Below are 21599 nucleotides of genomic sequence, written 5' to 3'. Positions count from 1 at the left end.
CAGGATATGAAAAAACTTTTACTCTTCTGGTTATTACTCTTGGGCTACGGGGCCTCGGCCCAGCAAAACCCGCAGTACAGCCAGTATATTTTTAATGGCCTGGTTATCAACCCGGCTTATGCCGGCAGCAAAGGCATTTTAAATATTAACGGCATTTACCGTACGCAATGGGTAGGTCTGGAAGGAGCACCCACCACGCAAACCCTGAGTTTAGATGCCGCCGTGGCCAAAGAAAAAATAGGCCTGGGTTTACACGTCATGAACGACCAGATTGGGGCGCAGGGGCAGAAAAGCTTTTACCTCAGCACGGCGTTCCGAGTACGACTCGGCGAAAGCGCGCGTCTGGCATTAGGCCTGGCGGGTGGCGCTTCGGAATATTACATCGATGGTACCCAACTACACCCCACCGAGCCGGGATATGATAGTGCGATCCCGACCAGTTATGAGAGATCGATGCTGCCCGACGCAAAAGCCGGGATATTTTTTAACACCGAACGCTTTTATCTGGGCTTATCAGCCTCCAACCTGGTTGGGTTTAAAAACGATTTTGTAGCCACGCCCACGCGGCATTACTTTATTACCACCGGCTATGTTTTCGACTTAAGCGATATGATTAAGTTTAAGCCCAGTGTTTTGCTGAAAGATGATTTAAAAAGTACGGCTAACCTGGATCTGAACAGCTTTTTCCTAATCGGGGACCGGATTTGGCTGGGCGGCGGTTACCGCATGGGGGTTAAATATTTAAGCAAGCCCAACCCCGAAAACCAGGATTTGAGTATGCGCAACGCCTGGATGGGCATGACCGAAATTTATTTCACACCCAAAATAAAAATTGGGTACTCGCACGATATTACCCTTACCAGCCTGAGAAGCTACGCCACGCACGAAGTATCTATTGGCTTTTACTTTTTCAAAAAAGAAGAAGCCCGCACCCTGACCGTCCGGTATTTCTAAGATCAATATTTTATTAGTATTCAGTTTTTTATGATACGTCGATATACTTTTGCTGTAATCTTATGTTCGTTGCTGATAGGGGTGTTTACGCCCGTTTCGGCGCAGAAAAAAGAGTTAAAAGCAGCCAACGCCCTGTACCAGCAATTCCATTATGCCAAAGCGGTAGATGCCTACAAAAAAGTATTGGAAAAAGGCCAGCCTACGTTAGAAGTAAGCCAGAAAATTGCCGACTGCTACCGGCTCATGAATAACCCCAAAGAAACGGAGTTCTGGTACGCGCAGGTAATAGGTTTTACCGGCCATACGGCGAAGGATATCTGGAATTATGCCGAAGCAGCCCGCAAAAACGGCAATTATGCCAAAGCCCAGCAATCGTATAGTGCCTACGCGCAGGCCGTGCCGGCCGAAGCCGCTGTTGCCGAAAACCTGGCCGCTGCTTGTACCCGGGCCCAGGATTGGCTGGCCAAGCCGCTGGCCTACGAGTTAAAAAAAGTAACTGCTCTTAATTCCGATAATGCCGATTTTAGCCCCACGTATTACCAGGAAGGCTTGGTGTTTACCTCTAACCGGCCGGGCACCGAAAAAAAAGCTGAAGTTTCGGGCTGGACTGGTAAACCCGATTTTAAACTCTTTTACGCCAAAGGCAACGACAGCACCTGGCAGGCGCCCGAGCTGTTGCCCGAGCCCATCAATAATAAATTTCAGAATGGTTCAGCCGCTTTCTCGCCCGATCAGGGAGCCATATATTTTACCCGCATCAACAAAGTAAAAAAGAAAACCAAAAAAGCCAATACCGATCCGTTCAGCTGGGTAAAATTCCAGGGCGGCAACGAATATATTAATCGTTTAGAAATATTTATTTCGGAGAAAAAAGAAGAAAAATGGACTGAACCCAAAGCTTTTCCTTATAACAAAGTAGCCGAATATTCTGTAGGGCACCCGGCTCTGTCGCCGGACGGCAATTATTTATATTTTGCTTCGGATATGCCCGGCGGGCAAGGCGAAACCGATATTTACGTTTCTCAGAAACAAGCCGATGGTACCTGGGGCAAACCCGAAAACTTAGGGCAGAATATTAATACGCCTGGTAAAGAAATGTTCCCCACTTTTGGCCCCGACAGCACTTTTTATTTTTCGTCGGAAGGGCACAACGGCATGGGCGGGTTGGATATTTACGCCGCTGAAGGCTCGGGCAGCACCTGGAGTAAACTCCGGAACTTAAGAGCACCCCTTAATTCGCCGCAAGACGATTTTGGCATTTTGTTCGATAAAACCAACGAAGCCGGTTACTTGAGTTCTAACCGTGAAACCGCCGATGGCTCCGATGATTTATATACTTTTAAACTGGTGCGGGTGCCTTGTAACCTGGCGGGTAAAGCCATCGAAAAAATTCAGGTAAAGCCGGGCGTATTCCGCGAAGCGCCGGTAGAAAACGTATTGCTGCAATTATTTAAAGAAGGGGATACCACTGCCGTCAAAGCTTTTTCGGATGCCAACGGTGTTTTTTCTTTCCCAATTCTCGATGGGGTGCAGTACGTAGTAAAAGGCAGCAAACCCGGTTATTTAACCCGTTCGGTTACGGTAGCGCCTAATTGCGAGTCTACGCTGGATATGATTAAAATGGGCATGGTTTTAAACCGCAACACCCTGAACAAACCCATTATTATCGAAAATATTTATTATGATTTAGATAAATACGACATCCGGCCCGACGCGGCCGTAGAGTTAGATAAACTGGTGCGCACCCTGAAAGATAACCCGACCATTAAAATTGAGTTAAGTTCGCACACCGATAGCCGCCACAGCCACTCGTATAACAATTTGCTTTCGCAGATGCGGGCCGAAGCCGCCGTAAAATATATTATTTCGAAAGGGATTGCCGCTGACCGGATTACCGCCAAAGGCTACGGTGAAACCCGTTTGCTGAACAAATGCGCCGATAACGTAAACTGCTCCGAAGCCGACCACCAGTTAAACCGTCGGACTGAGTTTAAAATATTAAAGGTTAACTAAAGCCTATTTTATTATTCAACCCTAAACAGCTTTTACCTATAAATTACTTTAATATTTCTTAATACCGCCGCATTGTAATTCTGGCTCCTGTATCTTACTTTTCGACCAGATTAAAAAAATAGCTTTCCCGGTTGCTTTTTACCGGGAAAGCTATTTTTTTAATCTGGCAAAACAAGAACCTTAACCACCTACCAGCTAACCGAATGCTAACGTTAACCAGAACAGATGCTACTAATCCGGAATTTATACAACTCGTTCGTTTGCTCGATGAAGATCTCCGTATCCGGGACGGCGAAGACCATTCGTTTTTTGCCCAATTTAACAAAATAGATGCTATCCGGCATGTAGTGGTAGCCCAATTAAACGGGATGCCGGTAGGTTGTGGCGCTGTAAAGGCTTACACCAACCAGGTAGGAGAAATTAAAAGAATGTACATGCGGCCCGAATTCCGGCAACAAGGTATTGCCAGTTTTATTTTAAAGGAATTGGAAAAATGGGCTTTGGAGTTAAACTTTAAAGAGGTAATATTAGAAACCGGTAAAGCCCAGCCCGAAGCCATAAACCTTTATACCAAAAGCGGCTACCAGGTAATGCCCAATTATGGGCAGTACGAGCACGTTGAAAGTAGTGTGTGTATGAAGAAACCGACTTCACTGGCTTAGAAGCGGTTAGTTTGTTGGGCTTGCCTCCGGCTACACAGGTTTATCTTTTAGGGGGCTTGCTTCGTACGTAGCTAAGAATTAGGACCAAAGCTTACGGCATGGCGATATTTCAAAAGCTATTTTAAAAGCTGGTTATATAAAATTTGGAGAAACCGGTTTCAGAAGACCTGCACGAAAAAATAAGGCTGAATTCCTTCGGGGAAAAAAGCCATTCGCTGCTATTAAATAATAGCCAGTTTATTTTAGGTAATACCAGCATAAAGCTGGCCGAAATAAGTCATTTCAGATTCGGAACTAAATTATTGCAGTTTGGCATGTTTCCGGTGGGGAGGAGTTACCAAATAAGCCTGAAAACGGCCACTCAGGAGTTTAACCTGGTTTTAAGAAGTTTTTTTGGCATCCGGGATAATTACCTGGCTGGTTTGTACGAGAATTTAGCCGATAATTTATGGCTCCGGATAGGAGAGCGACTTTTAAAAGATGCTGTAGCGGCGCTTAAAACAAATAATTCGTTTAGGGTTGGAACTTGCCAAATAATCAAAACAGGAATACTCCTCCGTAAATCCCCATCCAGTAAGGTTATACTGATTCTATGGCGCGATTTAAGTTATGTAAAAAAATATAACCGTTTGGAAATAAACAGTAAAAACGATACCCGCATTTGGTTTAACCTCTATTTTTTAGAACAATGGAATGTAGAAGTGTTAATGGATTTACTGGATTGGATTTTTGAAGAAGGTGGCTTGGCCGAACTGGAAAATTATACCGATTCTCAGGAATAATTTTATTCTTTTCTGCTAAAACAAAAGAAAAATCAGGTTACGTGCTACATGGTATTAATCTTAGAAAAATAAATATTAAGAAACGCTTTAAAACTTATATATAATATATTAATTTTACAATATAGTAATGCGGGTGTAGTTAAAAGCACTTCTGCATTATCAACTTAAAAGAATAAATGTATATATTGGTTGCCTTGTATTTTTTGAAAGCCAATTGCTTTTGCTTATGAAAAAAATTACTACCCCACTTAAGCCTTATCTTGTTTCTTTATCGCTGCTCACGGCTTTCGTTGTGTCTTCTGGCTTCGCCGATCGGTATTTCGAGATTGCCCGGCACCTCGACACTTTTGCTTCGCTTTACCGCCAACTGAACAATCATTATGTAGACCAGGTAAATCCCGGCGCATTAATGCAGGAAGGCATTGGCGCCATGCTGAGCTCGTTAGATCCCTACACCGAATATATACCAGAGTCGGAACTGGAAGATTTTAAGATGAACTATGTGAGCAAGCAATATGCCGGTATAGGTGCTTCGGTTTTTAATAACAAGGCTGGTAAAGTAATTATATCGGAGCCTTACGAAGGATTTTCGGCACAAAAAGCCGACATCCGGGCCGGAGATGAAATTTTATTTATCAACGGGGTTTCTGTTGCCGGTAAAAATAGCACCGGCACTACCGATTTGCTTAAAGGTCAGAAAGGGACCAGCCTCTCGATTGTGATTAAAAGAGACGGCGAAAGTAAACCCATTGAGAAAACCTTAACCCGGGAAGTAATTACGTTTAAAAACGTGCCTTATTATGGCCTCATAAACGACAGCACCGGCTATATAAAGCTGGATAAATTTTTAGAAAATGCGGCCCAGGAGGTGCGGGATGCATTTATAACGCTGAAAGCAAAACACCGCATTAAAGGATTGGTATTAGATTTACGCGGCAACGGCGGTGGCATTGTGCAGGAGTCGGTAAATATTGTAAACCTGTTTGTTGAAAAAGGACAGCCCATTGTTACCCAGAAAGGCCGGGTATCCGACCGGGATGTAACGTATAAAGCCGTTTTTACACCCGTAGATGCTAAAATCCCGCTGGTAGTACTGGTAGATAAAGGTTCGGCTTCGGCATCTGAAATTGTATCGGGAGCTATTCAGGATTTGGACCGGGGTACTATTATTGGGCAGCGCACCTTTGGCAAAGGGTTGGTACAGCAAACCATTAGCTTGCCGTATAATTCTTTGTTAAAAGTTACAGTGGCCAAATATTATACGCCCAGCGGGCGCTGCATTCAGGCCATGGATTATTCGCACCGCAACTCCGATGGCAGCGTTATCCAGATTTCCGACTCGCTGATGCACGAATTCAGAACCCGGCATGGCCGTCTGGTTTATGATGGCAGCGGTATTTATCCGGATGTAACCACCCCCGAAATTAGCTACAGCAATATTACCAATAGTTTAATCAATAAGATGCTGCACTTCGATTTTGCTACCTATTACCGCAACACACACCCGGTTTTGCCGGCTCCCCGCCAGTACAAAATGACCGACGCCGATTACGACCAATTTCTTAAATTTATAGCTAACCGGGATTACAGCTATACCACCAGAAGCGAAAAGCATTTGCAGGACCTTAAAAAACAGGCGCAGAAAGAAAAAAACTTTGAGCACATAAAAAAAGAATTTGAAGCCCTGGAAAGCCGTCTGCAGGAAAACAAAAAAGATGATTTGATTGCGTATAAAGAAGAAATAAAAGAAGTACTGGAGGCCGAAATTGTTGCCCGTTATTACTTTCAGAGCGGCAAGGTGGAAGCTTCTTTCAAAGATGATGCAGAAATTAAAGAAGCCTTAAAAGTACTGAATAATAAAAAGCTTTATGCCGATATTTTAAAAGGAGACGGATCTTACAAAATTATTGGTAAGCCTAAATCGCTGGCTTATGTTAAGTCAAACAATTCTTCCGGTAGCGAGAACTAAGGGGCTCCGGATAAATACAAAAGCACCCCAGGTTATTTAATATTTAAATTAGCCGGGGTGCTTTTGTACATAAAGATTAAAGGTGGTTTATTGCTCTAGTTCCTGCAATATATTCAGCAGTATGGCCCATAATTGCTCGTAAGGAATTATTTCAATTTCGGCAAAGGCATCACCGGGTTCCGGGGTATCCTGCAGCCGGTCGTAAAAGGTTTTACCTTTCTTCAGGGCTTCCTGGTAATCTAAGTTGGCATTTACTACTACTACCAGCAGTTTAAAGAAATATAGGCTTCTCTTGCTAAAGTTATCGCGTAAATGGCGGCCGGCATATTTCTTTAAGCTTTCGATGAGGTAACCCAAAACATCGGTGTCTTTGGCCCGCACGTGGTAAAGAAACTGCAACACCATAATAGCTACGTTAAACCCTTGTTTGTCTTTGCTGTATTCCGGAATAGAAGAAATAAGCTGTTTGTAAGACGATTGCCGCAGCAAGTTTTTGGTTGGGTTTACAAAATACAGGTAACTGCTGTAGAGCGTCCAGCGCTCCTTCGCATTCTCCCTGATTTTTTTGAAAAAGGAATTACCCGATACGTCTTCAAATATTTTAACGGCCAGGTCGTACTTGCCGGCGTGCATGGCCAGCAACATATAGTTTTCCATAAAGGCAAACCAGTTGTTCGTAGACCGGTTAAAAGCATTTAAATTAGCTTCGGCAAAGGCTAAGCCGCTCTGGTAATCTTTTACCCGTAAATAAGCGTAAACCGTTATAAAGATATTATACCGCACATCGAACCGTTTCTTGTTTATTTTGCCTTCCTGCAAAAGTTTTTCGGAGGTGGTGGTAATCTTTAATATTTCGGTAAAATTGCCATAAAGCTCTTGCTTGGTAATGTCCAAAATATAAAAATATTCAAAAATATTCGCCGATTGTGTGGCTTCCCAAAGTTCTTTTAAACGGGCTAAGGATTTTTGTAACTTAGGCAAGAACTCGCGTTTAGCTAAAATAGATTTGTTTTGTTCTAATTTTGCTGTATAGTACAAATCTTCGGCTTCGTGTTCAAATGCCGCTAACTTTCGGTAATGTTCGAGCGTTTTCTTGGTTTTGTAATACAGGTTAGATTTAACCGTAAGCGAGTAGTTAATCAGCAGAAGTTCCAGGCAGGAAATGATGATAGCGGTAAACTCCGCTTCGATGGCCAGCTTTAAGGCATTCTGCAGCAGCTTAGCCGAAATCCGGTGCTCACCCTCATTCATGAGGGTACGACCCTGGTGCAAAAGGGTAAGGCATTCCTGCTCGTACCGCACCGATACTTTCAGGCGGCTATCCGAAAAATCGAGGAAAAACAAGTGATTAAGCAGTTTTTTGCGCAGCCGCGACTTGAGCATCTTGAGCCGGGGATCGTCGGGCTTACATTTATATAAAGCCGCCGCCGCATCTTCATCGGTTTGTAACTGGCCTCTCTTTATTCTTAAAAATAAATCGGTTTCTTTGGCCGCATTTTTATTTTTTGTTTCGATTAAAGGATGAGCCTTCTGACCTCTGTTAGTTACAATTTGCACGAGCTTCCGCAAGTCTTCCATCTTAAAAAAGGTTAAATTATATTCTTTTAAAATTTAAATTGCAAGGTAGTAAAAATTAATTTATCAGAATTGGATAATACCTATAAGTGTGTATAGGTGGATATATTTCCTAAAAATAGAATATTTTAATAAATTAATTTTTAATAAATTTGTTACAAATAAAGGATGTTTACGTCAAAATTAAAAATAATTTATGGCGAAATATAATATTTAGACCCTTTTTTGTTTTTGCTGGTGGGTTTTTATGGTTAAAAACCCTTGTTACTTTTTGTGGCACATTGTCCTTTTTTTCGCATAAAGAAATACTGATATTTGTTACATCAAATCAGAAACCAAACACTTAAAAAAATACAGCCATGTTAGAATTACTTTTTTCCCTTTTATTGCAATTAGCTACCTTACAAAACGGTGGCCTGACACCAGTAGGCGATGATAAAGCCGCCACTAGCAAAACTACTACTACCGTAAAAGCAGCCAAAACCACTACTACTACTCCACTGGAGCCAGGTATCGGCAGCGGTGGCTGGGATGATAAAAACTAGTTATCTAAAATTAAAAAATATAAATAAAGTAAAGATTAACCGTAAGTTAATTTCTCTCGTGCTATCTTAGGGTGTTTAAAAAACACAAGAACTAAGCTTTAGATGAGAAGAGCGACGCTTACTGTTTTAATCTTTACTTTATTTGTTTATTTATTTTTTTACGCTTGCCAGAAACCATCGTCCGGGCAGGATAATACCGTAAGAATCAGAGCCTCGCAGGACCCGGAAAATCTGAATCCGGTAAATTACAATAATGCGGCAGCGCTCGAAATTATTAACCTGGTATACCAAAGCTTGTTAGCGCCGGACCCAGAGACAAAAGAAATATATCCGGTTTTAGCCGCCGCGCTACCGGTTGTTCAGAAAACGGACAGTACGGCAGTTTTTAATTTTAAGCTCCGGGAACAAGCTAAGTGGTCGAATAATCAGCCTGTTACGGCGGCCGATGTTATTTTTTCTTTAAAGTTGCTCCGGGCTCCCCGCCTGGAAAACGGCCGTTTAGCCGATCGGTACGATTTCATTAAAGAGGTAGTAGCCGATAAAGCCAATCCGCTGGCCTTTCAGTTAATTTGTGAAAAATATACACCCGACATGAATTTAATGACGGGGGATTTTGCCATTCTGCCGGAGTACCTCATCGATCCCAAGGGGTTATTAAGAGCCTTTTCTTTCGCGCAGCTAACCCGGCAAGCAGATTCTCTAAGCAATCACCCCAGCATACAAGAATTTGCCGATTGGTTTAACTCCGACCGTTTTAGCCGTAACAAAGCATTTGTGCAGGGGAGTGGCGGCTACTTGCTCGATGATTGGAAAACCGGACAATTTGTAAGGTTAATTAAAAAGCAAAACTGGTGGGGCAGTGGTTTAAGCGATACCACCCGCCTGACAGCCAATCCAGATAAAATAATTTACCGCATTATACCCGATAACACCGCCGCCGTGCAGGCACTCCAAAAACAGGAAATAGATGTGTATGCCGGCATACCGGTTTATACCTATCAGCAGTTAAGCGCCGACAAAGATTTTAAACAGAAGTATAATTTGTTCTCGCCGGAGTCGTATGACTTTACCTACCTGGGTATAAATGGCCGGCTGGCAAAATTTGCCGATGCCCGTACCCGGCAGGCCCTGGCGCATTTGTTAAACGTAGACCAAATTATAAACGGGGCGCTGGCGGGGTTTGCCACCCGTACGGTAGGACCGGTTGCCCCTACCGATAAACGATTTTATAATACTGCTATTACCCCGTATGCCCATGATCCGGATAAAGCAACCGGGCTCTTACAGCAGGCCGGTTGGGTAAAAAAAGATAATCGTTGGCAGAAAATAATAGGCGGGCGCTGGGAACCGTTAACCGTTACTTTAAACTATAAAGCCGGCAATACCGAATTTGAAAGAATCGCCCTTTATTTTCAGGAGGCCGCTGCCAAGATAAATATTCCGGTTTCTATTCAGCCGATAGAAGGTTTATTGCTGACTGATAATCTTAAAAATCACCGGTTTGAAGTTTTTTTACGTTACCTGACCGGTAACCCATTTGTAAATAATTTTAAAGAAATTCTGCACACCGAAAATGCAGTTGGTGGGGGCGCTAACTTTACAAACTTTGGCAATCCCGCCAGCGACCAACTGATTGAACAGATAAACAGTACTTCTGATATACCAGAAAAAGCCCGGATGCTGAAAAAGTTACAGGAGGTGCTGCACGAGCAAAGCAACTATATTTTCTTGTACGTAACCAATGAGCGCATTGCGGTAAGTAAGCGTTTTAGTAACCTTAAAATTTCGGGGCAGAAACCCGGGTACGATGTTAGTGCTTTTACCCTGAAATCCCAGTAGCGTTATGTTGGGGTACTTCCTGAAAAGGCTGTTGCTCATTCTGCCTACGGTTTGGCTGATTGGGTCGCTGGTTTTTTTATTAAGCCGGATTATTCCGGGACGATACAGCGATATTAAGACGGAAGCAGAAATGTCGGCGGTGGGTGGCGGAAGTTTTAAGAATAACCGTAAGATTTATTTGAGACAGTTGCAGGAAAGCGGTGAAGATAAACCTTTGTTTTATTTTTCGGTCCGTAACCGGGCGCAACCCGACACCTTGAAAAAAGTTTTCCCGGAACAGGACCAAACCTTACTCCAGAATTTACTGAACCGGCATGGTAACTGGCCGTTGGTAGCGGCCTATTACCAAAGTTTAACGCATCTGAATGCAGCAACTGAAATGTCAGCCGGCAGCACACCTGCGAATTGGCAGGAAAATGTTCAGACATTGTTTCAAACCGCCGATCCGGCTGTTATAAGCCATGTGTTAGGGGAGTTGATGGTGCAGACTACTACTTATAAGCCAAAAGTAGCAGCCCTACAGGAGCGGTTTACCCAGATGCAGCAACATCCTAAACCCATATATTTATTAACACCGCGCATTCGGTGGCATGGATCGCAAAACCAATATCATCTGTGGCTGCAGGGTTTACTGGCAGGTGACTTGGGAAAGTCTATTCGTTTTAAAGAGCCGGTTACGAGAGTTATCGCAGAGGCAATTGGTAATACCATGCTGCTGCTCGCCGGCAGTGTAGCTTTAACCTTTGCCGTAAGTATAAAATTAGCGCTTGCTTTATGCCGTTGGCGTAATGGACGGTCAGCGGTGCTGAATATTTTGTACGCGCTGGATAGTACCCCTTTATTTATATTAGCACAATTGCTATTTACTTACCTGGCGGGGCCCGGCTATTTAGGCTGGTTTCCGGTATTTGGCCTGGGCGAAGAGGAGCCGGCCAGTAATTGGCTGGAATGGATTTTGAACCGGTTGTGGCACCTTTTGCTTCCGGCCTTGTGCCTGCTTTTAACCAGCTTGCCTTATATTACTACCCAATTATACCAGAACCTGCAACAGGTATTAAATCAGCAGTTTGTAATAACGGCCCGCGCCAAAGGTTTGTCCGAAGAAAGTGTACTGCAGCAGCACGCTTTCCGGAATTCGTTGTTGCCGTTAATAACATTATTTACCGGTAGTCTGCCCGGTATTATTGCGGGCGCATTGGTAATAGAATATATCTTTGGTATACCGGGTACCGGCCTGCTGCTGGTCGATTCGGTGACAGGGCGGGATTATCCGGTTATTATCGGCTTGGTTTTATTAATTGCCACGATTCAGGCTTTTGCCCATTTGCTGGCCGATTATCTTTATTTCCTGGCCGACCCCCGGACCCGTTTACAACCAGCATAATATGCGTAAATTATTCAGAAGCCTGACCAACGCAACTCACAGCAAATGGATAACGATACCGGCTATCGCCTACCTGCTGCTGTTGCTGGTGCTGGCCTTATTTGCCGACTGGCTGCCGCTGGCTTTCTCGCCGGGAGAGGCAATGGCGCATACACCGCTTCTGGAACCCTTTAACTGGGAGATGTACGAAGTTGGTAAACCGTTTCACTGGTTGGGTACCGATTACATGGGGCGCGATTTATTGGCTATTCTGGTGTATGGCGCCCGCACCGCCCTCCGGATAAGTGTGCCAACCATGGCGCTGGCTACCCTGGTAGGGGTGGGGTTGGGTATAGTAGCAGGTTATTACGGGGATACGGGTATAAAATGGTCGCTGGGTAAAGGGCTGGCGTTACTGATAGCTTCCTTCTTTTTCGTTTTTTTTGCTTTCGTGGCCAGATTCAGTTTCCTGCCGGGCAACAATCCGGATGGTAACTCGGTTTTAAAAATAATATTGGTGGCCGTAACAAGTTATCTGCTAAATAAAGCACTGTGGTTTCTTTTCTTAAAGCTGCCTTTTTTTGGCCGGAGAATTCCGCTGCCCGTAGACTTCTTTCTTTTAAAAATAATAGAGATTTTTGGCGCAGTACCGCGGCTGCTACTGGTTTTGTGTTTGGCGGCCTTTTTCCCACCATCTGTTCAAAATATAATTTGGTTAGGCATGTTTACCTTCTGGCCCGGTATTGCCCGATTAGCACGAGCCGAAACCCTAAAGCAAAAAGGCCTGCCTTATATGGAAGCCGCGGTTTCGCTGGGTTTTTCGCCGGTCCGTATTTTAACCCGGCATGCTTTGCCCAATATGCTGGTGCCAATAATGGTGGCGGTTACGTTTGGTATTTGCAACCTCATTGCGCTGGAATCAACCCTTACCTTTTTAGGTTATGGCCTGCCTCCCGAAACGCCCAGTTGGGGACAGGCAATCCGGGGTTTCCGGGCTTATACAGATGCCTGGTGGTTATTACTGTTTCCCGGTTTATGCATCATTCTGTTGGTGCTCGCCCTGCAAAATGTAAATAATTATCTCATCCAGCGGTTGCAGCCAAATAAAGCCCGGTAAATATTAATCAATAATACATACGCAGCCTGGGTCCAACGCTGGTTGCTATTGTGGCGTGTTTTCACCAGCTTCTAACCGGCTCCTGATAAAGGAGCCGGTTAGAAGCTGGTTTTTAAATTAGGGATACAAAGTACTGAATTAATTGCCAGGTGCCGTAAACAATCAGCCCCAGTATTAACAACAGCGCTATTACAATAACAATTAATAAGCCAGTGCCGTGTCCCTGGTACTTACCTTCCTGGTAGTGCTTGCGCAGCAGCGATACGTTTCTTTGGTTAGCTTTGAAAGCAAAATCGAACAAAGTGCCAATAACCGGAATACTGCCAATAATCGCATCCAATACCAGGTTACCCAGCATCATAATTAAAACTTTGCGGCTTACCCCGTATTTAAACATGGTAACCAATAAACCCGCCGAAACGGCAAAGCTGGCTGCACTGCCGCCAAAAGGTATAAAGCTCAGAATTGGATCAAGGCCAAACCGGAAGTTGGTGCCGGGTAACCGGAATTGGCTATCCATAAACCGCGAAACCATTTCAATCCAGCGCAGTCTTTCGTCCTGAACCGCCTGATGGCCCGGATGTATATAATGTTGATTATTTTGAAACATAATAGCGCATACGTTATTCGTTTTAATACGATTATTATTGTGGAATTGCCGTATAAATGGCTTCGATTAAAATATTTTCCAACTGTTTTGTCTCTACGTTTAAAAGCTTCTTTTTTTCTCGCGTTTATCTTGGTGGCTGGGCCGGTAAAGGCCGCTTTAATTAACCCACCCGACAGCACCCGCAGCAACGACAGGATTGTAGCCGGTACTTTTGCCAACGATGCCACTTTCCGGACCGATTATTATTATACGCAGGGATTGGGCATTAATCTAGTACACCCGGGGCTGGCGGCATCACCAGTAAATAATATACTGTTACACCCGGCCGGTGGAAACCGCTACCATGGGCTTCAGATTCAGTTCGATACGTTTACCCCTCTAAAAATATTGGACCCCAATATTCGCTACGGCGACCGGCCCTATGCCGGTTATATCTATGCTACCCAATATTTAATCGCGAACAATGCTGCCAGAAAGCAACGACTTACCTCTGGATTAGCACTTGGGTTTTTAGGACCAGGAGCCGGCGCCAAACAATTGCAAATAAAGGCCCATGAATTGTTAGATTCGCCGCGGCCCTTGGGTTGGGATAACCAACTCCGAACCGATTTAATTTTGGGTTATCAGGCGGCCCTGGATCAGCAATTGTTAGCGGCGGGTAAGGTGCTGGAATTAATTGGCCAGGCCGATGCTTCGGTAGGAACCTTGTACACCGGAGCGGCGGGTGGTTTGTTTTTGCGGGCCGGTAAAATGAATTCATATTTTCAGAATTTAGGCATAACAACCCGTGAGAACCGGCGAGGTACTCAGAAGTTCCAGTTTTATGCGCAGGGCAGATTAACCGGTAAACTGGTGGGCTACAACGCAACGCTGCAAGGCGGCCTGTTAAACAAAAGCAACCCTTATACCTTGCCGGGCGAGTTGGTTAAGCGTACGGTTTTACAGAAAACAGCCGGCTTGGTGGGGGCTTACGGCGGCGTTAGTTTCGAGAGTTCGGTCGTTTGGATTACACCGGAATTTAAAGGTGCCCGTTCTCACCAGTGGATGTATTTTGAACTGCGTTTTGTTTTGTAGCAGCTTTGTAAGTTTTATGCAGCAATAGCCAGTGGTAAGATTCAAACTTCAATTTCTCAGAAAAAGTGAGCCGGTGAAGCTGGATCTGATTTTAGATACCAACAGTATTATACAAAATTAATATTTCTCGTAAAAGCAGGCAGAAACTATTTAACTCACGTCAATTTATTATCAATGGGCCTGCAAGAATATAACCAAAAGCGTGATTTTAGCCAGACCAAGGAGCCAGCCGACTCTGCTGATTCCAATAAAGGTGCTTTAAAATTTGTAGTGCAGCGGCACGAAGCCTCTAAGCTGCATTACGATTTTAGGTTGGAGATGGAAGGCGTACTAAAGAGCTGGGCCGTACCCAAAGGCCCGTCGCTGAATCCTAACGATAAACGGCTGGCCATGATGGTGGAAGACCATCCGTTTAGTTACCGCACTTTTGAAGGCGACATTCCAGCTGGTAATTACGGGGCAGGCCACGTTGCCATCTGGGACGAAGGGGATTACCAGGTTGTGGATATGAACGACCGGAAAAAAGGCGAACAAGAATTATTAGCCGGTTTGCAGAACGGCAGTATTCGGTTTGTACTACACGGTAAAAAGCTACGGGGCGAGTTTGCTTTAATCCGGATGAAAGGCCGGCAGGAAAATGCCTGGTTGCTCGTGAAAAAACCGGACGACTGGGCAGTGCCGGAAGCTTACGATGCCGAAGATTTTGTAGAAGGCAGCAAGCGCACAAAAACCAAGACCAGCGCCAAAGAACAAAATAAACCGAAAGTAGCCGCGAAGAAATCAGATATGCCCGAAGCGTCAGAAAAGAAATTAATTAAACCCAAAGGCACCGGACGTATAAAAGAAAAGGCAGTGGCTACAAAAGAGAAAAAAGCGGGTAAAGATAAATCCAATAAAGAGGAGGACCGGGAAATAGAAGGGCAGGTGGTACATTTAACCAGCCTCGATAAACTTTACTGGTCCGACGAACATATTACCAAAGGCGACCTGATAAATTATTACCAGAACATTGCCGATATTTTGCTGCCGTATTTAATAGATCGGCCCGAATCGTTGCTGCGGCATCCGAACGGAGCCGGGGCACCCGGCTTTTTTCAGAAAGATGTGGGCGATAACGTGCCGGAGTGGATTGAGACAACAGATATTCATTCGGAATCTACGAACCAGGAGGTCAATTATATTGTGTGTCAGCACAAAGCCACCTTGGCTTATATGAATAACCTGGGCTGCATTCAGCTAAACCCCTGGAACTCCCGCATTCAAGCCCTGGAAAAACCAGATTGGGCCGTAATAGATTTGGACCCGGGCGAAAATACTTACGATGAGGTGATTGAAGTGGCGTTGTTGGTAAAAGAAATTGCTGATGCCATTGGGGCCGATTGTTACGCCAAGACTTCGGGCGCGACCGGTATGCACCTTTATTTCCCGCTCCAGGCCAAATATCCTTTTGCCGAAGTAAAGGAATTTGCCCATCTACTCGCAAAAAAAGTACACGCGCAATTACCCCAGCTCACCAGCCTCGAACGCCAGCCCAAAGAACGTCGCTACCAGATATACCTCGATTTTTTACAGAATGCCATAGGCCAGACCATTGCAGCGCCTTATTGTGTCCGTCCTAAGCCCGGCGCCACCGTATCGGCCCCGCTGGCGTGGACCGAAGTGAAAAAGGGTTTGCACCCGGCGCAGTTTACAATTAAAAATATGCCGGAGCGGCTGAAGCAAAAAGGAGATTTGTTTAAAGGTGTGCTGGGCCAAGGCATTGGTTTACCCAAGTGCCTCCAGGCTTTAAAGAAGTCAAAATAAATAATTTTATGCGGGGAAAAGAAGTAAGCCCAAATATCAGTCAGGAAAAACTACTCCATTATTGGTTAAGTAGATTTTCCCGCCTGATTCTAAAATATAAATAATTATGCTTTGTCGCCGTTTGGTTGATGGGTGGCTACAATCTCCTGTAAAAAGCGGAAAAAAGGATTAGCAAATTCTTCCCGGTGCAGCGCAAATTCTACGGTAGTTTTCAGGAAGTCTAATTTATTGCCAATGTCGTAGCGCTTGCCTTCTATGGTATGCGAATAAATTTGCTCCCGCTTTAACAAATTCAGGAGAGCATCGGTTAGCTGCAATTCGTTGTTTTTGCCTTTAGGGGTACTTTCAATGGCTTTAAAAATACCCGGCGTTAAAATATAGCGTCCGGCAATAGCCAGGTTAGAAGGAGCCGTTTCAATGGCCGGTTTTTCTATTAGCTGATTTAATTGTAGCATCGAGTCGCTGATTTTCTGGCCGCCCACAATACCGTAGCGGTTTACCTTATCGGCCGGTACTGTTTCTACCGCAATAATCGTAGACTGATATTGGTTGTATAAATCGGCGAGTTGCTGGGTTACCGGAATAACCGAAGTCATAACCGTGTCGCCGAGCAGGACGGCAAAAGGCTCGTTGCCGGTGTGCTGGCGGGCGTAATAAATGGCATCGCCTAAGCCTACAATTTCTTTCTGCCGGATAAAATATATATTGGCCATATCCGACAGCCGGCGCATTTCCTGGTACAACGCTTCTTCTTTCTGCTGCAGGCGTTCTTCCAGTTCAAAATTGCGGTCAAAATGGTCTTCGATGGCCCGCTTGCCCTTTCCCGAAATAATCAGAATATCTTCAATGCCCGAATCAACGGCCTCCTGCACCACATACTGGATAGTAGGGGTATCAATAATCGGCAGCATTTCTTTAGGCTGGGCTTTGGTGGCCGGTAAAAAACGGGTGCCCAATCCGGCGGCCGGTATTACGGCTTTTTTTATCATATATTTTAGTTATGTTAATTTTATAGTTGTCAGCTGATAACGCTTAATTTTAAGTTAATAATTTTAACCAGGTAAAAGCCAAATATTAAAACTAATTGCTAACAGCTAATTACTAAAGACTAAACAACCGTTGGTTTAATTACCCGGGCGTTTAGCTTTTTAAGTTCTACTATTAAATTGTTCAGCATTTTATCACCGTAATATTGCCCGATAATAGAGCCGCCGGACCCGGTAAAGGTAGCCGAAGCGCCGCAGGCCCGGGCCGTGTTAATGAGCTCCATGTTGCTGTCGCTGATGTTCATGATTTTGCAGCGTAAATCAAAATTTTCGTTCATGAGGGCGTGCAGCGTTTTGTAATCTTTTTGCTGCAGGGCTTCTTTGCCTAAGTCGGCTAAGTTGGCAATATTGGCCAGGGTATCTATTACAAATTTATCGCCCTGGTCGTAGCGTGTCCGCACATCGTTTAGCACTTTACCCGATACCTTGCTTAATTCGGTTTTATAGGCAATAAACAAATTCGGCAGGAAAGCCGGGTCTAAGGGTTCGTAGTGGCCGTGGCCCTGCTGCTGAATTAATTCTTTGTTAAAATCCATGTAAACCAGGCCTTCGTACACCTGAATGACCCGGTCCTGCAAACCGGCATTAATGCCCAGCTCGTCTACCTCAGCCGACATGGCCAGGCTGGGAAAATAGACCTGCGGAATCTGCACCTCATAAAACTCGGAAAGCGCCCGTAGGGTAGAGATAATAATGGCGCTGGAGCCGGCCAGGCCCACCTGCCGGGGGATTGAGGAGCTATACCGAACCGTAAAGTTTTTATTGGGCAGGGTAATGCCTTGCTGCTGGCAAAATTCGCAGAACTTTTTAATAGCAGCTTTTACCAGCGGAATGCCTCCATGGTAACCCGTCAGGCTTATTTGTTCGCAGAGGTCATGAATATTTTTGTATTGGTGACAATCTTGCTGCTGCGGCGCAATTTCCAGTTCGGGAGTTTGGTAAAGCTGAATCTGCGCCCCAAAATTTTTAACTATCAGCGAAATAGTTTTGCCAAAGTAGCCATCGGACGGATTGCCCAAAATAGCCGCTCTGGCATAAGCCCGGGTTTGAATAATCATACAGGTTGTAATCGGTTAAAGCGCACTAATGTAGTACGCGCGATTTAAATATTAAAATTTTTTAATAAATAAAAGCAAGGCGGTTTTTTTTATTACGGCGCAACGGAAGTTTTTATTAACATTCATTTTATGCTTATAAGGTCGTTAAACTGGCAGGTAATAAATTATTAGCTTGCAAATTTTTATAACTTACGAGAGGTTTGTACTGTATGAATTATATAGAAAATAATGTTGCCAGTTGTTGTTTAAATTAAATGGATAATTGAAAATATTATATTGTCAGCCTATAATTTTTAAGATATTTATAAAAAAATATAAGATACTCATTTTTAGGTATTGTGTTTAAATATGCTTTCTATTATATTGCACTTGTTCTTTATTTAGGAATGCAATTTTTAAATATTCAGGGCTAATAAAGTTAAGGACAAATGGAAGTGATTTGTTTCATTACCATGTTATTTGATAGGCTACCTCTTAGAAATAGGATTAGAGAAGGAAATAAGCTGGAAGCACCGCCTGTTAAAAAAGAGTTCAAACCAATACACGTGCAGGCTAAAATAGCTGCACCCCAATTAATTTACAACGCATTAACAAGAATCCCGGCAAGGCCTAAACTAATTAAGTATTTATTGTTCAGCGAATTGCCGGTAGTCCGTTTTTTTTAGCTCCACCCCAACCTAGGTTCAGTGGGGAAATTCTGCCGTTTCTTTACTTTTTAATAAGACAAAGTATTTTTTCTATTTAGCATCTGGGTTTGTCTAAACTCAAATTACCTGATTAAACAAAATTTAATACCCTTTACTAGTTATAATACATATTAACCGGCCGCTAATTGGCTGAAGCATGACCAGCGTTTTTGTGTTGGGTGCCACAATATAAACTATTTGGGAAGCAGGGATAGCGTTTCAGGATTTAATGCCTGGTTATAAGAATAATCGTGTACAGACTATATGCTAACATTGTAATTTTTACGGGGAGGCATAAGGTATTTTTCTTTTTGCTTAATAAAGCCGGACTTAATAGTTATAGCTTTTCAATTATCATTTTTAATAAGCGCTGCGGGTATCTTTTTGGGCTAAATGGGTAAGCGCAAGGTTTACACGTAGGTTTCGAATTGGGTAAATATTTTAAATTATTAAAGTTCTGTACCCGGTGTTTCTTATGGAAAATTACAACAGGGTTCCGTTGCTAACCAGCAGGTAAACCCTGCCTGATTTTTTATTTTCATTTCTCCTTTACTCTAATTTTTTCAACTTAAATTTTTAAAACTATGCATGAAAAATTACTTCATTTTGAACAGCCGGGAATAAATTCCTGTGCAAAGCCGGAAAACAATAGCCCAGGACTATTCAGGCTCAAAGCGCTTTATTCCTTGGCTTTGGTACTTTCCTTTATTTTATGCGTTGGCGTTACTACTTCCAATGCTTCTCACTTCCGGTACGGAAACATTAGTTGGCGGGTAGTTGGTCCCCGAACAGTAGAATTTAAAGTATCTCAGGCATTTCGGAGAAGTTACTTTTTCCCAAATCCCAATGTAGGCATGACCATGAATCCGGATGTTGAATTTGATTTTGGAGATGGTACTGAATTCGATTACTCTTTGTCGGTTACATCCGTTAACTTAACCCAGGACTGGTTTTACGGTGAAGCCACTTTTACCCATACGTATGCTACTAACGGCACTTATACAGCCTTTTTCCAGAGCTGCTGCCGGATAAGCACCTTGCGCAATAACGCCGATGATACTTATCGGGTGGAAACTACTGTACAGGTAGGAACCGGTAATAATTCGCCGGTTGTAACCCTGCCTCCTATCAGAACTTTATCTAATAGTCTAACCAATGCCACCTTCCCAATTCCGGCCACCGATTTTGAAGGAGATGCGCTTACCTACCGGCTGGCTACATCTGCCGAAATGGGTGGTGGCACCAACCCGGCCGGTTTAACCATTAACGCCACTACCGGTGTTATAACCTGGACAACATTAGGCAGACCTAATGGCTTATACAATGCAGCAATTGCCATTACGGATGCCCGTGGGGCCAAAGTAGTGGCTGACTTCTTGATTTCGGTACAAGTAGTGCCACCGCCGCCGCCGGTTTTTGATTTTACAGTTACACCTAATCCAACGCCGGCTATTGAGGCAACCGTTGGTGTTCCGGTTAATTTTAATGTCAGAGCTACTGATATGCCTTCCGGCAGTACGGTAACTTTATTTGCCTTGGGTATGCCTCCGGGAGCTACTTTAACCCCCGCGCTAGTTGGCAATCCGGTTCAATCCGGCTTTTCCTGGACCCCAACCACTACCGGATCGTATGTAATTACATTTGTAGCAGAAGACAACGAAGGTAACCAAACCACAACTTCTGTAACCATAAATGTTTCTGGGGTGGCCTGTAACCTGGTATTATCGGCAGCTACAACAAACGAAACAACCCCACCCGGTAACAATGGTGCCATCGACCTGACCGTAACCAATGGTGTTGCCCCTATTACCTATAACTGGACGATGGGTGGTACCACAGTTGGTACTACACAAGACCTTACCGGGTTAATGGCCGGTACTTATACAGTTACCGTAGTGGATGCTAGCGGCTGCCGGCAAGTTGCTACTTATACAGTAGGTAGCGGTACTGCTTGCAATATAACCCTGTCGGCATTAACAACCAATGTTACTACGGTTGGCGGCAGCAATGGCGCCATAGACTTGACGGTAACCGGCGGTACCCCGCCTTTATCTTACCTTTGGACGATGGGTGGCACTACCGTTGGTACTACACAAGACCTTACCGGATTAATGGTTGGAACTTACATGGTAATGGTAACTGATGCAACCGGTACCTGCCAAAGAATGGCTTCTTATACCATTACCGGACCAACAACTCCGCCGCCACCGCCAGGCTGCCACTTAGCGTTAACCACACGGGTAGTACAAGCCGAACCGTGGTACGGCATGTGGGGCGCACTCAACGGGGCGGGTGCCATTGACTTGAGTGTGCAAGGCGGCACGGCTCCTTACACTTACCGTTGGAACGCTGGTCCGGCTACCCAGGACATCTCGGCCGCTTCGCCGGGCTTCTACTCGGTTACTGTAACCGATGCCACCGGCTGCTCGGGCATGACCACCGTGTACGTGGGCCGCAAAAACGATTTCCTGCGCGTGCTCTCTTCCCACCAGGATGCTTCCGT

General features: G+C 44.4%; 16 protein-coding genes. 12 read left to right on the top strand and 4 right to left on the bottom strand.

The genetic code is table 11. From position 1 onward, the window contains the following. Window positions 1–6 precede the first annotated feature (6 nt). The 5 genes from AAE02nite_RS23910 to AAE02nite_RS23890 all read left to right on the top strand — a co-directional run bounded on the left by AAE02nite_RS23910 (window position 7) and on the right by AAE02nite_RS23890 (window position 6380). Window positions 7–954, top strand: a complete 948-nt coding sequence (locus AAE02nite_RS23910; RefSeq protein WP_146904513.1) for a PorP/SprF family type IX secretion system membrane protein — start codon at window positions 7–9, stop codon at window positions 952–954. Window positions 955–984: 30 nt separating this feature from the next. Then, complete coding sequence (locus tag AAE02nite_RS23905) at window positions 985–2967, top strand: OmpA family protein (RefSeq protein ID WP_146904511.1); 1983 nt, start codon at window positions 985–987, stop codon at window positions 2965–2967. A 203-nt stretch (window positions 2968–3170) separates the two neighbouring features. After that, window positions 3171–3629 (top strand): GNAT family N-acetyltransferase, encoded by a 459-nt coding sequence (locus tag AAE02nite_RS23900; protein ID WP_146904509.1) that lies wholly within the window; start codon window positions 3171–3173, stop codon window positions 3627–3629. 143 nt (window positions 3630–3772) lie between these two features. Continuing rightward, the gene (locus AAE02nite_RS23895; RefSeq protein WP_146904507.1) at window positions 3773–4411 is read left to right on the top strand and encodes a hypothetical protein; all 639 of its coding nucleotides are present in this window, start codon (window positions 3773–3775) and stop codon (window positions 4409–4411) included. A gap of 226 nt (window positions 4412–4637) precedes the next feature. Then, window positions 4638–6380 (top strand): S41 family peptidase, encoded by a 1743-nt coding sequence (locus AAE02nite_RS23890; protein ID WP_146904505.1) that lies wholly within the window; start codon window positions 4638–4640, stop codon window positions 6378–6380. An 87-nt stretch (window positions 6381–6467) separates the two neighbouring features. Here AAE02nite_RS23890 and AAE02nite_RS23885 read toward each other — a convergent pair whose 3' ends face one another. After that, window positions 6468–7958 (bottom strand): hypothetical protein, encoded by a 1491-nt coding sequence (locus tag AAE02nite_RS23885; protein WP_146904503.1) that lies wholly within the window; start codon window positions 7956–7958, stop codon window positions 6468–6470. 356 nt (window positions 7959–8314) lie between these two features. Here AAE02nite_RS23885 and AAE02nite_RS23880 point away from each other — a divergent pair, with 356 nt between their 5' ends. The 4 genes from AAE02nite_RS23880 (at window position 8315) to AAE02nite_RS23865 (ending at window position 12819) form a co-directional block, all read left to right on the top strand. After that, window positions 8315–8500, top strand: a complete 186-nt coding sequence (locus AAE02nite_RS23880; RefSeq protein ID WP_146904502.1) for a hypothetical protein — start codon at window positions 8315–8317, stop codon at window positions 8498–8500. A gap of 102 nt (window positions 8501–8602) precedes the next feature. Then, complete coding sequence (locus AAE02nite_RS23875; RefSeq protein WP_146904501.1) at window positions 8603–10339, top strand: ABC transporter substrate-binding protein; 1737 nt, start codon at window positions 8603–8605, stop codon at window positions 10337–10339. 4 nt (window positions 10340–10343) lie between these two features. Further along, entirely contained in the window at window positions 10344–11723 is a 1380-nt protein-coding gene (locus tag AAE02nite_RS23870) for an ABC transporter permease (protein WP_146904500.1), read from the top strand. A gap of 1 nt (window position 11724) precedes the next feature. Next, window positions 11725–12819, top strand: a complete 1095-nt coding sequence (locus AAE02nite_RS23865) for an ABC transporter permease (RefSeq protein WP_146904496.1) — start codon at window positions 11725–11727, stop codon at window positions 12817–12819. A gap of 112 nt (window positions 12820–12931) precedes the next feature. Here the strand turns inward: AAE02nite_RS23865 and AAE02nite_RS23860 are convergent, their stop codons facing one another. Further along, the gene (locus AAE02nite_RS23860) at window positions 12932–13429 is read right to left on the bottom strand and encodes a DUF4112 domain-containing protein (protein WP_146904493.1); all 498 of its coding nucleotides are present in this window, start codon (window positions 13427–13429) and stop codon (window positions 12932–12934) included. An 87-nt stretch (window positions 13430–13516) separates the two neighbouring features. On the opposite strand from AAE02nite_RS23860, the gene AAE02nite_RS23855 reads away from it, so the two are divergent. Both AAE02nite_RS23855 and ligD read left to right on the top strand, forming a co-directional pair. Continuing rightward, a complete protein-coding gene (locus tag AAE02nite_RS23855; RefSeq protein ID WP_170252680.1) occupies window positions 13517–14503 on the top strand; it encodes a lipid A deacylase LpxR family protein in 987 nt (328 codons plus the stop codon). Between the two features lie 174 nt (window positions 14504–14677). Continuing rightward, window positions 14678–16306, top strand: coding sequence for a non-homologous end-joining DNA ligase (gene ligD, locus AAE02nite_RS23850; protein WP_146904487.1), 1629 nt, complete (start codon window positions 14678–14680; stop codon window positions 16304–16306). Between the two features lie 104 nt (window positions 16307–16410). Here the strand turns inward: ligD and galU are convergent, their stop codons facing one another. Together galU and AAE02nite_RS23840 are read right to left on the bottom strand one after the other, a co-directional pair. Beyond that, a complete protein-coding gene (gene galU / locus AAE02nite_RS23845) occupies window positions 16411–17295 on the bottom strand; it encodes a UTP--glucose-1-phosphate uridylyltransferase GalU (protein WP_146904484.1) in 885 nt (294 codons plus the stop codon). A gap of 119 nt (window positions 17296–17414) precedes the next feature. Next, a complete protein-coding gene (locus AAE02nite_RS23840) occupies window positions 17415–18410 on the bottom strand; it encodes a mevalonate kinase family protein (protein ID WP_146904481.1) in 996 nt (331 codons plus the stop codon). A 1270-nt stretch (window positions 18411–19680) separates the two neighbouring features. Between AAE02nite_RS23840 and AAE02nite_RS23835 the strand changes: the two genes are divergently transcribed. Beyond that, a partial coding sequence (locus AAE02nite_RS23835) for a putative Ig domain-containing protein (protein WP_174761996.1) occupies window positions 19681–21599 on the top strand: 1919 nt, incomplete at its 3' end.

Source organism: Adhaeribacter aerolatus, from assembly GCF_007991635.1.
Lineage (GTDB): Bacteria > Bacteroidota > Bacteroidia > Cytophagales > Hymenobacteraceae > Adhaeribacter > Adhaeribacter aerolatus.
Note: the sequence above shows the minus strand (reverse complement) of the source record. Positions and strands in the feature narration are given on the sequence as shown.